Here is a 13,558-nt window from a genome sequence, read left to right as displayed (position 1 = left end):
GCGTTGCACTGGCTAATCTAACTATGTGAACAAGACCTGCGCCACCCGACCGCAGCCATCCTTCACTTAATGGCGACGGACAGCTTTGGGCCCATAAGAGGCGTAGTCGTCCCCGGGCCAGGCGGTGAGGAATCGTTCCTGGCCCGGCTCGACGACCTTGCCGGACATTTTCCCGCAGGGGGCTGCCTGGAGGACATGCTTGCTCAGGCCCCAACGTTGGTTGAAGAGTCGGTCGACGCGATGCTGCGGCTGATGACTGGACATGACCCGTTCCAAATTGTGGAGCTTATCCGCCGTCACGAATTCCCAATGGTGCTGGATGGATATCGCGAGAGCGCCTCGGAGCAGGTGCCAGCAGCCATCGATGTAGTGGCGATTTTGGCTTTGAGCCAGGGAGACTTGAGGACCCCTGGGGCGTGTCCGATTGAATCCCCACCGTACCCGGAACTGATTCCTCAGATAGCCCGCCACGCTCGTACCGTCGTTCGGGCAGGAATGTTTTTGACCATGGCGGTACGCGAGAATGTAGAGCTCGGGCCCTTGCGGGAACTGGCCGGACAACTTGTTTCCCACGATCTAGTTGTTCGGGGCCAGAATTACGAGAGGACATACAGCCTAGTCAATCGTGAAATTTTGGGGGCAACCGGCATCCGGTCTATCCTCCTTCGTGAATTTGGCTTCACTATGGACGACATCGAAGAGGTCGCAGAAGCGATTAGTTTGCGCTATCAGGATTCACTGGACCCCATCTGGAAGGTGTTGGGGGCCGTTGGGGACGACAGCGGGTCTCCAAAGGCCGAGGGTGACGAAGTTCCCGCCAATCGCTCCAGAGCTTTCGAGGAGGCCACACGGGAATCAGTAGCTCAAGCGCCGTTCACATCCGGTGGGCTCGTCCAATACTGCGGCGTCGACCCTGACCAGATAGAGAAGATTCTTGCTCTTTTCAGCAAACCACTTCGCTCTGCCGATGCTCGGAAGGACATCACGAAATTTGTACATGGTGTGGACAGTCTGCGTGCCGTTGCGGCCCTTCGGGATTCTGAAGGGAACTACACGATTCTTCAATCGGGAATCAAGGCCGAGATGGTGCGACCCCGGCTCGAAGCCTCTCTCCGAGCTTCCCCGAAGGCGTGGCAGAGCTACAGCCGACAGCGAGACAGGCTGGTGGAAAAGATGGCTGCACGGCAGTTGTCACAGTTGCTCGGGGTATCGGGTCCCACGCATGAGGCCCTGAAATATCTTGCCCCTCGTGTTGGATCCGAAATCAGAAAATTATCCAAGGATGCTGAAGAACCGAAACTTCTAGGGCAGCTGGTGGAGAGCGACGGGCTGATAGTCGTTGATGACGTCGCCGTTTGCCTGGAAGTCAAGGCGGGAGCATTGTCTGCGAAAGCGCGCAGTGGAAACGTTCAACGCGTAACTCAGGACCTGGAGAAAACGATTGGGGCCGCCACGAAGCAGGCTCAACGGCTCGAGGAACTGATCCTCGCTAACGGCGGTCTGTGGCGCGACAACGGCAAGTGGTTGGACCTCGCATCCATAAGAGAAGTTCACACCGTCGTTGTCTCGCTAGAGGACTTCGGGCCTTTGGCCATAGCCGCCGACACGCTCGTGCGTGGCGGAATACTGACAGGAACGACCATGCCGTGGATCGTCTCTGTGCACGACTTGCTCCTCGTCGGAGAACTCCTGCGTTCGCCTGCCGAATTCCTGCTTTACCTGCGACGCCGGACAGACCCGGCGGCAGCGCGTTTGTTCGTCGCCTCCGATGAGCTGGACCTAGTCATGTGGTTCTTGGACGGCGGCTTCTATTTTGAGTCGGATCCGGATGAGCTTCATGCCCGTTTTCCCTTGTCGAGACGACCGTCGGGCAAGGACCGTGCCCGATACCGCAGCCAAGCACCTGTGCGAGTCGGAACGTTCACGGATCCTCTTGACGCTTGGGTCTATTACATGGACGGGACATCGAGTGCCCCCGCCGACAAACCTCAACGCCGGGACGATCCTGAAATCCACCGCTTCGTTGAGTTTCTGGAAGAGGATCACAAACCGGGCTGGCTGCGCTTCGGAGCCGATCTGCTAAATCTCTCCCGAGCCGGGCAGTCTAAGTTGGCAGCGGACATTCGAACCGTAGTGAGTCGGGCACGGTCGAGCGGAAAGTTCCATTCCGCGCTTCAAGAATTCACTGGGCCTTGGGGTTATGCCCTACTCTTCGTGACTGCATCGCCGAGAGACCTCGATGATTCCGTGGATATGTTGGAGATCTATATGCGGGCAAAGAAGCATCAGATGCAGGCGGACAGGGCGCTTGGTATCCATCTCGATGAGGCCGGCAATACTGTCGCTGTTCTCTACCAGAATTCCCAACCGATGCCTGATGACGACCAGCTCCTGGACGATGCTGTTAGCCTTCTAGGCTTGCGGCGAGCCGATGGGCGGAGCCGGGCCATCCCGCCGTCAGCACGGAGGCCGACAGTCCGGCTTCGTGGTAGAAAAATAAAGAAGTAATCGCGATGATTCTGAATCGAAGGATGTGGCGAACCCGCCCGCATTTCCGGCTTCCAAGAGGCGCACTTAGCCTCTGGCGCGAGCCGGTGAGATGCATACAACGGGGGACCACGCACGGCGGGCAGACGTACGGCGGCGGTCCGGTCCCGGACTGGACGTTCCTCAGTGGCGACTTGCGCATCCGCCATCCGGAAGCGTTCATCGAGGAAGCCGAGCCGTCTAAGGCGAGACGGAGCATTCAGTAAGGTGCAGCTAGACGAAAGAAACGAAACAAGTTACTTTTGTATCAGCTAGCAACAGGAGAATCATATGAGCACCCAGCACGCACTTCAATCCGAGACCTTCGTCCCCGCTGAAAACTCGCGCAGCATGGCGGAAATCTATGATTTTCTTTCGGCCCACGCTGCCTCTGGCCGTTCACCCATTGAGCCGCGGTACTTTCTGGCAGGATCTGAGCCTGGCGATCAGGTAGAGATCCCCTCTGAGGTCCATGCAGTGCTGCGACAGGTCATCAATGCAATGAGCCAAGGTCTGGCGGTAACCGTCTCGCCGCAGAGCCGCACACTGACAACACAGCAGGCAGCGGACCTGCTCGGAATCAGCCGGCCAACACTCGTGAAGTTGTTAGACGCCGGCGATATCCCTTTTGAAAAAGTAAGCACCCACCGCCGCGTCTTGCTTCGCGATGTCCTTGACTACCGAGAAAAGCGTCGAGCGGCTCAATATGAAGCGCTCGAAGCAACATCGGTGGCGATTGACTCAGAAGACGACATGGATAAAACTCTCGCTGATCTTCGGGAAGCCCGGCGGGTAGTCGCGGCGCGCCGCCGGGCGGCTAAATCTGTTTGACATGATTGGGCTGTGTTTACCTCACTTCTCGATACATGTGTGCTGTGGCCTAGCAAGCAGCGCGACTTTTTGCTCTCATTAGCAGTCGAAGGGCTGTATCGACCCGTGTGGAGCAGCGCGGTACTCGAGGAGCTCGAGTTTCACGAGGCCCGAAAACTAATCGAGCGCGGCACGGCTCCAGACGACGCAGCAACGCTAGCTAGTTCGCTGATTCAAAATATGCGTCGCGCCTTCATCGATTCAGAAGTCGTGGGCTGGGAAGCCTTGGAGGGTGCCTACGGCCTCCCGGACGCTGATGACGAGCATGTTGTTGCCGCAGCCGTAATTGCAGGGGCCGGATCGATCGTCACTTTGAACATGAAGGACTTTCCTCAGGATCTACTGCCCCAACGCATTACCGTCATAAGTCCCGCTGATTTTGCCTGGGAAACTGTGAACCTGAGCCCCACAACGGCCCTACATGCGGTGGAGGAGATGGCATCTCGATCCGGCCGCAACGGGCCGAAGGAAACAGTAGACGAGATACTGGACGTGCTGGTCAGCCGCTACGGGATGGCAGCAGCGGTGCATTCGATGCGGTCTGTGCTCCCACAGCGCGAAGCAGAATAAGCCCCGCTGCATCAGGTGATGCCGAACCCAATGTTTGAGGAGAGGACGTGGAGGAAAACACCAACTGCGAACTTTGACATGGCCTCTCCGCGTGGCACGGCGAAGTCTTCATTGGACACTCTGAACGCCGGGGATTGCCGCCTGAGCTCGGTAAGAAAATAATGGCCAAGCGACGTGATTACGAAGGCCTATGCTTTTCTTATGACACAAAGAGTAGTAACCCTTTTAGAAGATGACTTCGACGGCTCCAAGGCAAGTGAGACAATTTTGTTTGCCCTTGACGGCGTCGAATATGCAATCGATCTCAACGATGCGCATGCAGGCGAACTGCGTGAAGTATTCAGCCGCTTTACCAAAGCAGCCCGGAAGACCGGCGGGCGGACCCGGGCGACCCGTCCCGGTTCCTCCAATGCCCGCGAAGTCCGCTTGTGGGCGGCCGGCCAAGGCCTGCAGGTCAATACCCGCGGCCGTATCCAGGCTGACATCGTGGAAAAGTACGAAGCCGCACACTAAGGGCCGTTCAACCCGGATCTGGAGTTCAGCCGGCTGATACTGGCTGGGTCAGGCGCGCCAATCCATTTGTGCACCGCTCACGATACACCAATGAGGTCAGAACTTGTTCGAGTTCTGGCCTCACTTTGTTTAACGGCGGAATGCGGTTACTTCGGCTGCGCAGTGCTGTCTGTCTTGAGGTACTGGTAGAGGGTCTCGCGACTGATGCCGAATTCGCGGGCCAGGCCGGTCTTCTACTCGCCCGCGGCGGCCCGCTTCCCCAACTCCCCTGCCTGCTCCGGCAAGAGCGCTTTCCTGCGCCCCCGGTATGCGCCGCGGGCCTTGGTCAGGGTGGTCCCTTCCCGCTGGCGTTCACCGATCAGGGCACGCTCGAACTCGGCAAAGGCGCGCATGACCGAAAGCATAAGCATCAGGTTCGCCACCGGGGAATCCTCCCCGGTGAAGACCAGATGCTCCTTGAAGAACTCAATCCTTACACCTTTCCTGGTGAGCTTCTGCACCAGGAACCGGAGGTCATCGAGGTTCCGGGCGAGCCGGTCCATGCTGTGCACGACGAGGGCGTCACCGTTCCGGAGGAAGCGCAGCAGCTCATCGAGCTCTGGATGCTTAATGTCCTTCCCCGAGGCCTTGTCCGTGAAGATCCGGTCCAGCTCGATGCCCTCGAGCTGGCGCTGGGTGTTCTGGTCCAGGCTGCTGACCCTGATGTATCCGATGGGCTGCCCGGCCATGATGCCTTCCTGACGAAGAGGGTCAGGTTGAACCCCAAGACCCCTACCCTCGGGTGTCAAGGAACCAGGAAAGCGACCCTAGCCTGACATGACTTCCTGTCGCGGTCCTGACATCCGATTGGGGCATACCCCAGCCAGACGGTCAGAAACGCTCCCTACCCCTATTGACCACCTTTGATATCGAAATCGAGTTCTGACCGTCTTCGCCGGTTTCCTCCCCCGCCAGCGTTCGGCATGCTGGGCGCCTGACTGCCAGCCACTGCGGTGCATTTGCCGTCGGCCCTGGCTAGCGAGCCGCTACCGTCCAGGATGGCGTAGCGGAGCACGTCAGTAACGGTCGCGACCCATCGCGTCTTACCTCAGAGCGGGAGGACGCCACCCTGTCGGACTAGGTCAGTATTGTTGATCCAACATTCAATAAAGGGGAAAATTGTCCGCGCTATCCGACAGAATCGCACTCAGGGCCGCCACGCTGCTCGAGGAGGCATGGCAGACGACGGACGGCGCTGGAGTGCCCAAGACGCAACATGTTGCGCTCAAGAACGGAGCGGTCAAGATCGACGCTGCGTATCTTTATGCCGATCTGGCTCAATCGACGCTTCTACAGAAGAGGTACAAGCCCGAGTTCGCCGCACGCGTTGTTGGGATGTACCTAGCCGGCGCCTGCGAGCTCATTCGCGCCAAAGGCGGGAGCATCAAGAGCTTCGACGGTGACAGGGTGATGGGTATCTTCGTTGGCGACTCCATGAGGAACGACGCAGTGGACACGGCGCTCAAAATCAACTGGTACGTGAATCAAATTCTGAATCCCCAGATAAAGAAGCGGTTGGAGTCGTCGAACAGTACCGTCTGGACCGTCACTCACGGCATTGGCATTGACTCCGGCCCTGCCTTCATAACTCGCGCTGGCGTTCATAACAGGTCGGGCGAACACAACCACAATGACCTTGTTTCAATCGGGGCTGCACCCAATATCGCTGCAAAACTCAGTGGACTCCGAGGCGCTGAGGCTGGACCCATCACGATCACGGCCAATGTTTACAGCATGCTCAATGATGCACAAAAGAATGGCGGAAAGCCCACACGGCACATGTGGGGGGACGCAAAAAACGTCGAAGCCGGCCCGCACCTAGTCTCCGTTCGACAGAGCGGCTGGAGGCGCACGCCGTGAACGTGGACGACGCTAACGATAAAGGTGCCGTCGATAGCGCCTGGAAAATACATGCCGCCCAAGCTGACTGGACAGCCAAAGTCGACGTTAAAGCATCGTTCGCCCTCACCCTTGAGACAGCAGCGATAGCCACCGTCGTGGCCCTCAGTGCACCGGGCCGGCTGTACTCTGCACTTCAAGGCCCGACCGTGGCTGGACTCTATTGGATTGGGCTGGCTCTGCTCGGTATAGCGGCATTCTTCGCCATCATCGTCGTAACGCCGCGGCTAAAATCCGAAGCCACGAGAAAGTCGTACCCGGACAACTACATCTACTTCGGGCATGTCCGCCACTGGGAGGCTGAAGAGCTCGCGAAGGCCCTCCGCGAAGGCGACATTCTTCCTGTCCTGACTCGTCAAATAACAGTCATGGGAGACATAGCCTGGCAGAAACATGAGTGGGTCCAACGTTCGCTGTTCTGTGGCGGCATCGGGGGCGCATGCCTGATCATATGCGGCGTCGCACAGCGAACGTGGTAACCGGCCTTCGCCTGACTTGTTCTGCGGGCGCCCCTGGGTACGTTTGAATGTCAGCGGGACAGCTCGTCGAGCAAGGCTCGCAGCTGTCGGAAGCGTTCCTGCGTGAACTCCGTCCTGAATTCTTCCCGTGCTCGCCTGCGTCGCTTGCTGGCCTCGTTCTTTTCAACCGAGCCAGAAGCCAGCAGGTTTCGGCTATGGAGTGCTTTCTCCATAACGCCCGCTCTCTTCGTTTCGCCGGCAAGAATTGCGGTGCAGAACTCTTCACCATGAATCGTGCACCACCCACTTTTCAACGCCTGCCCAAACCGGTCGTCGTCAGGAATTTTGTCTAGAGTTCGTTCCTCCCACAGAAGACTGGGCGATACTGCATCTGGCTTGCCATCCGAACAGCCGCACGAGAACGCGAGAAAGTCATTGTCCTCTATCTCGTCCCACACGCTTCCAGTAACCAGGAGGTGCTCTGGATCAGTTTGCTGCGCCGCTTTTGCCGCATAGTTGACCGGTCTGCCTGCCCAAACGGGCTCTTGCAGGTCTAAGTGCCGCGGCAAACCCACCTTTTTCACCAAGATGGAGCCACTTGCGATTCCAACTTTGAATCCAGTAGACGGCGCCTCCGGCCACTTGTGCTCCAGCTTTTGCGTGAAGTCTGTGCTGAAGGTCCGTATGGAAATACCTGCACACATAGCCCGCTCATAGCGCGTTTCCCCCCAGAAAAGCCCGAACCCGCCATCTCCTTGGATATCGACAAAGTCCGCGTCGAACGCTTCCAGGATCTTGACCACACCTCCCACTCCAGCGTCGTAAATGCTGGCTGTGCTGGCTGGACGGCGGCCCTTTTCCAGATTGGTTGAGGACTTCAGATCAAAGAAAACGGCCACCAAATCATCCAAACGGTGCCAAGTCTTCGCATCTACAGGCAGATTCTCCAAGTCGAGGGAGGTTTTGTACTCCACTTTGGGCATCCGCTCAAATCTGTCAGCTGTCCGCTGATACACCGAATCTAATAGCTGATCAAGTTCCAAAGGCTGCCCATTCCCGTCCGTAGTTGCTCACAGCCTAGTTCCGGGGTCCGACAATAATGATGACCAGTGAGACTGGGGATGCCTTGGCCCTGATCGTCCAGGCGCCGTTCGCTTCGGATGGATCCTGCCAAGCACCACGTCGATCCAAGGTCCCCTTTGTCCCGAAGCAGCTGCAATTTGTGCGAAACCACCGGCCCGATTTGTCCACCAGTTCCGCCGCTTCATCTGCGCTCAGTTGTTCCTCCACGGGACCATCTTTACACCCGGATTCCCGGCCACTCCTGCTTTCCTCCAGAGGATCGGCTTACAAACCCTGGTTCTTGAATCAGGCCGGTTCTATCCTCTTGAGACCTGCGAACAGTACGCCATCAATCTGCGACTGCCACCGGTGTCGTGCACGCTGCGCCATTCAGGCGAGCGAAAGGGGAGCCCTTCCCCATCCACGTTTCAACGGACTGGTGCCCTCACAGCCCTCGGGTTAGCTCGTCAACATCCTCGCAGCGCGATCTCGGGAAGGGCTCCTATGATCAGGTTGGTTTCAAGGCTCAATGTCACGATCTTGGCAATTAGATCGATAGTGGGTATCCGGTCTGCTCAGGTTGGCTGGGTGCACGCTCGGACTTGAGCTAATCGCGGACTATTTTGGAGTACCAGGAAGGGTTCGGCGACGAACAGGTCTGTTTGGGGCTCTCTTTTGAGTGTCGCTGACACAACCTGAGCTAACCGGATACGCACTAGATCGATAATGTAGCGCGGCTGCTGGTGCTCGCGGGACCAGTCGTTGGGGTCGTTGACGATGCCGGAGGCCTTGTCGGTCTTGACCTGGTACCTATCTAGGATCCAGTCCAGGGCGGAGCGCGAACCGAGCATGTACTCGTGGGCCTCGGCAGGGATGCCTTCGAGGGTGATGTGTCCGTTGTAGATGATGCGAGTCTTATCCCAGGATCCTGCCTTACCGCCGTACTTCATCTTGGCCACGGCGTATTTGGTGCACTCGTCGCGGTCCGGGCCCAAGCCGGCCTGGTGTTCGGTCAGAGGGAAGGGCTCGATGTCGTCGTAGCCGACATGCAGGGCGGCGAGCTGCCGGCCGGCATCCGCGAAGGCGCGGAAGCGGTCCGCGCCCGGCACCTTGGGGATGCGTGGGAGCATCTTCTTGAGGTCAGCGGCGAAGCGCTCACGGTATTCGGGCGAGTGTAAGAGGCCATAGACGTAGTAGAAGATATCGTCCGTGCTCACCTCGGTCCCGTACACCGCCCGGTACTCGGCCAGAGCGTCGTCCGTCACATTGTCGATACGCTGGGCTCCAGCGTCCGGCGACGAAGCTGCCATTTCGGCAAACAAATCTTCGCCATGCGCTGGTGTGGCGTAAGTGTAACGGGGGAAGAACTGGCCTCCGCTTCCGGCCCCAGTGACGTGCAGGTCCGGCACGAGATCAGTCATCAGCACGCTGAACGGCACCGCTGAACCGTTCCCCACAATATAGAAGCCAAAGTTTTGCTCACCCGTAGTTGGAAAGATCGTTTCCAACTGGGACCATTCATGGTTCATCTTGCGGTCGTAGTAGACGGACTGCTTGATGAATGGGCGGTAAGCCGCCGTTCGAATCGCGGACTCGGTATATAGGACTTCCTCGTCCCTAGCGAGCGACTGCCGCAGGCTCCTAGTCCAACTGATCTCCGCCTGGTTCGAGTTCAATTGGGGTATCAATTGGTCAACTCGTGCCGTTATGGTGCCCTTCGCCAAACCGGGTTGGGTCTTTTGCCTGTCTACCTCATAGGCGACAACATGTCGCTCAACGTTCTGGGCCAGGGCCGTCCGGCTGCTGTTATAAACCCAGGCGTCCCGCCCAGTTTCGAGCCCACGCGAGAAGACGCTGAAGATTCGATTGCCACCCTTGGCCCGGTCGCCGATCGGGGTGAAGGTTTCGAAGAGGTCGTTGCGTTGGTTGATCCAGTCGCCCTCTGCGTTGGGGGTCAGCTGTTCCCAGGGAATGGTGTTGAGGGCGGCTTCGTCTACGATGGCGAGTTTTTGTTTGCGGTCGAGGTAGTCCCCGATGTCCCGGTAATTCAGCCGGCATTCGGTTACGGGGCCGGGGCGCTTAACGAGGAGCAGGACGGCAACAGTGGCACGGCTTCCCGCATCGAAAATCTTGCCGCCCTCCTTACGGCTCTGCTCGCCGGCCGTGCGCTGGTTCCCGCGGAGGTTGTAGATGTAGATCTCGTGGAACTCGCTGGTGAGGGTCTTGCGGAGTCCGTCCGCGGTGTTGCCGTCGATGTACCCGCCGTTGGAGACGTAGCAGACCACTCCGCCGTGTTCGGAGTTCAGTACGCGGTTGGAGGCCCAGCGGATGGCGCGGATGTAGGAATCGTAGAGCGAGTTCTTGTTCGTCGCCGTGGACCGCTCCACATAGGTGGATCGGATGGACTCGTCCAGGGTCGGGTACTTGAGGTTCGCGTTGTTATCGTTGCCGCTGGACTGGCCGACGGAGTAGGGCGGGTTGCCGATGATGACCCGAATATCGAGCGCGTTCTGCTTGACCACGCGGTCGCTGTTGTTGGTGAAAACGTGCTCGTCGAGGGTGTCGCCATCTTCAGTCATCTGGAACGTATCGGTGAGCACGATCCCGTCAAATGATTCATAGCCGACCGTATTAGGGTCATGTCCCTGTTCGATGGCATGTTCGGTGAGGATGCCGTGGAAGGTGGCTTCAATGTTGATGGCCGCAATGTAGTAGGCCATGAGCAGCAGCTCGTTGGCGTGCAGCTCCTGGGTGTATTTCCGTAGCAGGTCTTCGGGTGCGATCAGCCCTGACTGCAACAAGCGCACGATGAAGGTACCAGTACCGGTGAACGGGTCGAGCACATGGACGCCTTCATCCGAGACGGACACCCCGAACTCTTTTTTCAGGACGTCATCGACGGCGCGGAGGATGAAGTCGACGACCTCGACCGGGGTGTAGACGATGCCCAGGGATTCGGCAGTGCGGGGGAAGGCGAGCTTGAAGAACTTCTCGTAGAGCTCAGTGATGATTTTCTGCTTGCCTTCGGCGGTGTCGATGCCTTCGGCCCGCACCCGCACGGACCGGTAAAAGTCCTCGAGGTTTTGGACCTCGGAGTCCAGGTTGTACTGCTCGAGCACCAGAACCATGGAGTCCATGACCTGGGAGACCGGGTTGTGGGCGGCGAACGAATAGTCCTCGAAGAGAGCCTCGAACACGGGCTTGGTGATCAGGTGTTGGGAGAGCATGTCGATCGCGTCAGCCTCGCTGATGGAGGCGTTCAGGTTCCCGCGCAGGCCATCGAGGAACACGGCGAACTCGTCGCGGACCCTGGCATCGGGGCCGTCGAGGATGGTGCGGATCCTGATGATGTGCCGGTCGGCAATGCCCTTGACGTCTTCGGCCCACTGTTCCCAGTAGCGCCGGTCCCCGACCTTGCGGACCATGCGGGCGAAGATCGCGTTGCGCCATTCATCCGCGTTAGCCATATGGAATAGCGCTTCAGTGCTCGGACCGTCTGAGGAGGCGGTCCCTTCGCCCTGGTTGTCTCCTTGGCCAAAGGGGTCGGCGACGGTAATGACGTCGATCTTCCCGTTCGTGTTGCCGTTCAGGTCCAGCTTGTTGATCATTGCTTCGAACCGGTCATCGTGCGCCCGCAATGCCTGGAGCACGTCCCAGACGACCTTGTACTTCTTGTTGTCGTTCAACGCGGTTTCCGGGTCTTCGGAGGCCGGAACCGCGATCGGCAGGATGATGTAGCCGTACTCTTTGCCTTCGGAGCGACGCATGACACGACCAACAGCCTGCACCACGTCCACCTGGGAATTCCGGGGGTTCAGGAACAACACCGCATCCAGGGACGGGACGTCCACGCCTTCGGTGAGGCATTTGGCGTTGGACAGGATCCGACACACGTTGCCCTTGGTCTCATCCTGCAGCCAGTCCAGTTTCGCGGAGCGTTCGAGCACGTTGAACGTGCCATCGACATGCCCGGCTTCGAGCTTCAACGCATCCTCATCCTCGACCAGCAGTTGCCGGCCAATGAGTTCAAACTGTTCGGCCAGTTTCTTGGATTCCTTGATGTTCCGGGCGAACGCGACCGCCCGGTTCATCGGCGTCGTATCCCCGATGGAGAGACGCTCGCCGTTGACGCCGCGCTTGGATAGGCCGTTCCAGCAACCCACGATCCGGGCAGCATCATCCAGGGACAGGTCCCCGTTTTCTTGGAACAATCCTTGGAAGGAGCGGGATACCGCTTCCTCATTTACCGCCAGGACCAGGACCTTGTAGTCGGCGAGGTGGCCCATCTCCACGGCCTTGCCGAAGCCGAGGTGGTGGAATTCCGGTCCGTAGACTGCCACATCATCCATGGAGTAGACGGCCACGTCGTTCTCCGCGGCCTTGACCTTGGAATCCTGCACATAAATGCGCGGGGTCGCGGTCATATACAGGCGCTTGTTGGCGCGCAGGTATGCCTGGTCGTGGACGCGTACGAACGCCGAGTCATCATGTTCGGCCTCGGTGATCCCGGTGGTCCGATGGGCTTCATCGCAGAGGATCACATCAAAGTCCGGCAGGCCGAGGGCCTGAGCCTGGGCGATGACGTCGATGGACTGGTAGGTGGAGAACACCACCGTGACCGCTTCCTGCCCGGTGCTGATGCTCGCCCGGTAGAAGAGCTTCTGTGGATCCGTGGTGGCAGGGAACGCCAGATCGTGCACGGACACGTCCTCGTGTTCGCGTCGGCCGACCTTCGTATCCGAACATACCGCCAGCGGACGCAAAGCCACCGTGGCCTGGGCCGTCCACTCGTTCAGCGTCTGCTGCAGCAAAGCGATGGAGGGCACCAGGAACAGGGCGGTCCCACCGGCCGGGACCATTTCCTCGACGATCTTCAACGAGGTGTAGGTCTTGCCGGTGCCGCAGGCCATGATCAGCTTCCCGCGGTCAGAACCCTGGAAGCCGGTGATCACATCATTGATCGCCTCGCGCTGGTACTTGCGCGGTTCCTTCCGATCGATCTGCCGCATGTCTTCGGGGCGGTCCAGATCAAACTCGGCCCAGTCAATCGTCGAATCCGCAAGATCCTGCAACCGCAGCCGGGTCATCGGCTTCGACTGGCCCTCCAACGCGGACTCGGCGTGCTTGGACCACTTGTCCGTGGTGGAAACAACAAGGCCATAAGAGAAGTCGACCTTGCCGGCGGCCGTGAAAAACGAATCGATCTGCTTCTTATCCAGTGTCCGTTGCGGGTCATAGAACTTGCACTGGATCGCGGTCAGTTCCCCGGTGTAGCGGTCCTTCGCCACCAGATCGATGCCCGTATCAACCTGACCATTACGGTCGGGCCACTCATCCCACAACCACACCTGGGAGAACTGATCGGCGTACTTGGGCTCCAACTGCAGATACCGCCTGAACAACCGCTCGAATTTCGTGCCCTTGTCCCGCTCATTCTTGGCCGAGAAGTAAAGACGGTCGAGCAGCTGCTCGAAAGTGTTAGAACCCATGAGAACATCTTGCCGCACCGCCGTTCGCCTTCCGTCCAGCGCGGCCTATCGAGGCCCTCCCGCGAACATCTAAGGAAATGGGAGATCCCCCCCCGGCATAGATGCCGAGCGCGTTCAAGCAGAGGAACTCAC

8 protein-coding genes and 1 pseudogene are annotated in these 13,558 nt (G+C 58.8%); 6 read left to right on the top strand and 3 right to left on the bottom strand.

Features of this window, described 5'->3' with window-relative positions; genetic code table 11:
- Positions 1-69 precede the first annotated feature (69 nt).
- The 4 genes from ACQCSY_RS24380 (at position 70) to ACQCSY_RS24365 (ending at position 4,479) form a co-directional block, all read left to right on the top strand.
- Positions 70-2,508 (top strand): hypothetical protein, encoded by a 2,439-nt coding sequence (locus tag ACQCSY_RS24380; RefSeq protein ID WP_427136625.1) that lies wholly within the window; start codon positions 70-72, stop codon positions 2,506-2,508.
- 309 nt (positions 2,509-2,817) lie between these two features.
- Positions 2,818-3,357, top strand: a complete 540-nt coding sequence (locus tag ACQCSY_RS24375) for a helix-turn-helix domain-containing protein (protein ID WP_427136624.1) — start codon at positions 2,818-2,820, stop codon at positions 3,355-3,357.
- 12 nt (positions 3,358-3,369) lie between these two features.
- On the top strand, positions 3,370-3,966 hold the full coding sequence (locus tag ACQCSY_RS24370) for a PIN domain-containing protein (protein ID WP_427136623.1): 597 nt from the start codon (positions 3,370-3,372) through the stop codon (positions 3,964-3,966).
- 174 nt (positions 3,967-4,140) lie between these two features.
- Positions 4,141-4,479, top strand: coding sequence for a histone-like nucleoid-structuring protein Lsr2 (locus tag ACQCSY_RS24365; RefSeq protein ID WP_427136622.1), 339 nt, complete (start codon positions 4,141-4,143; stop codon positions 4,477-4,479).
- Positions 4,480-4,625: 146 nt separating this feature from the next.
- Here the strand turns inward: ACQCSY_RS24365 and ACQCSY_RS24360 are convergent.
- Positions 4,626-5,207 (bottom strand): annotated as a pseudogene (locus tag ACQCSY_RS24360) (recombinase family protein).
- A 430-nt stretch (positions 5,208-5,637) separates the two neighbouring features.
- On the opposite strand from ACQCSY_RS24360, the gene ACQCSY_RS24355 reads away from it, so the two are divergent.
- On the top strand, positions 5,638-6,378 hold the full coding sequence (locus ACQCSY_RS24355; RefSeq protein WP_427136691.1) for an adenylate/guanylate cyclase domain-containing protein: 741 nt from the start codon (positions 5,638-5,640) through the stop codon (positions 6,376-6,378).
- Positions 6,375-6,896, top strand: a complete 522-nt coding sequence (locus tag ACQCSY_RS24350) for a Pycsar system effector family protein (protein WP_427136690.1) — start codon at positions 6,375-6,377, stop codon at positions 6,894-6,896. Before ACQCSY_RS24355 ends, ACQCSY_RS24350 begins: the two co-directional genes overlap by 4 nt.
- Positions 6,897-6,946: 50 nt before the next feature.
- On the opposite strand, the gene ACQCSY_RS24345 is transcribed toward ACQCSY_RS24350, so the two are convergent.
- Positions 6,947-7,918 carry a hypothetical protein gene (locus ACQCSY_RS24345; RefSeq protein ID WP_427136689.1) on the bottom strand — a complete coding sequence of 324 codons (972 nt, stop codon included), beginning with the start codon at positions 7,916-7,918 and terminating at the stop codon, positions 6,947-6,949.
- Positions 7,919-8,512: 594 nt separating this feature from the next.
- Positions 8,513-13,426, bottom strand: a complete 4,914-nt coding sequence (locus ACQCSY_RS24340; protein ID WP_427136688.1) for a DEAD/DEAH box helicase — start codon at positions 13,424-13,426, stop codon at positions 8,513-8,515.
- Positions 13,427-13,558 lie beyond the last annotated feature (132 nt).

Origin of the sequence: Pseudarthrobacter sp. S9 (genome assembly GCF_050156545.1) — a bacterium.
Taxonomy (GTDB): domain Bacteria; phylum Actinomycetota; class Actinomycetes; order Actinomycetales; family Micrococcaceae; genus Arthrobacter.
This window is presented reverse-complemented; position numbering and strand designations above follow the sequence as displayed.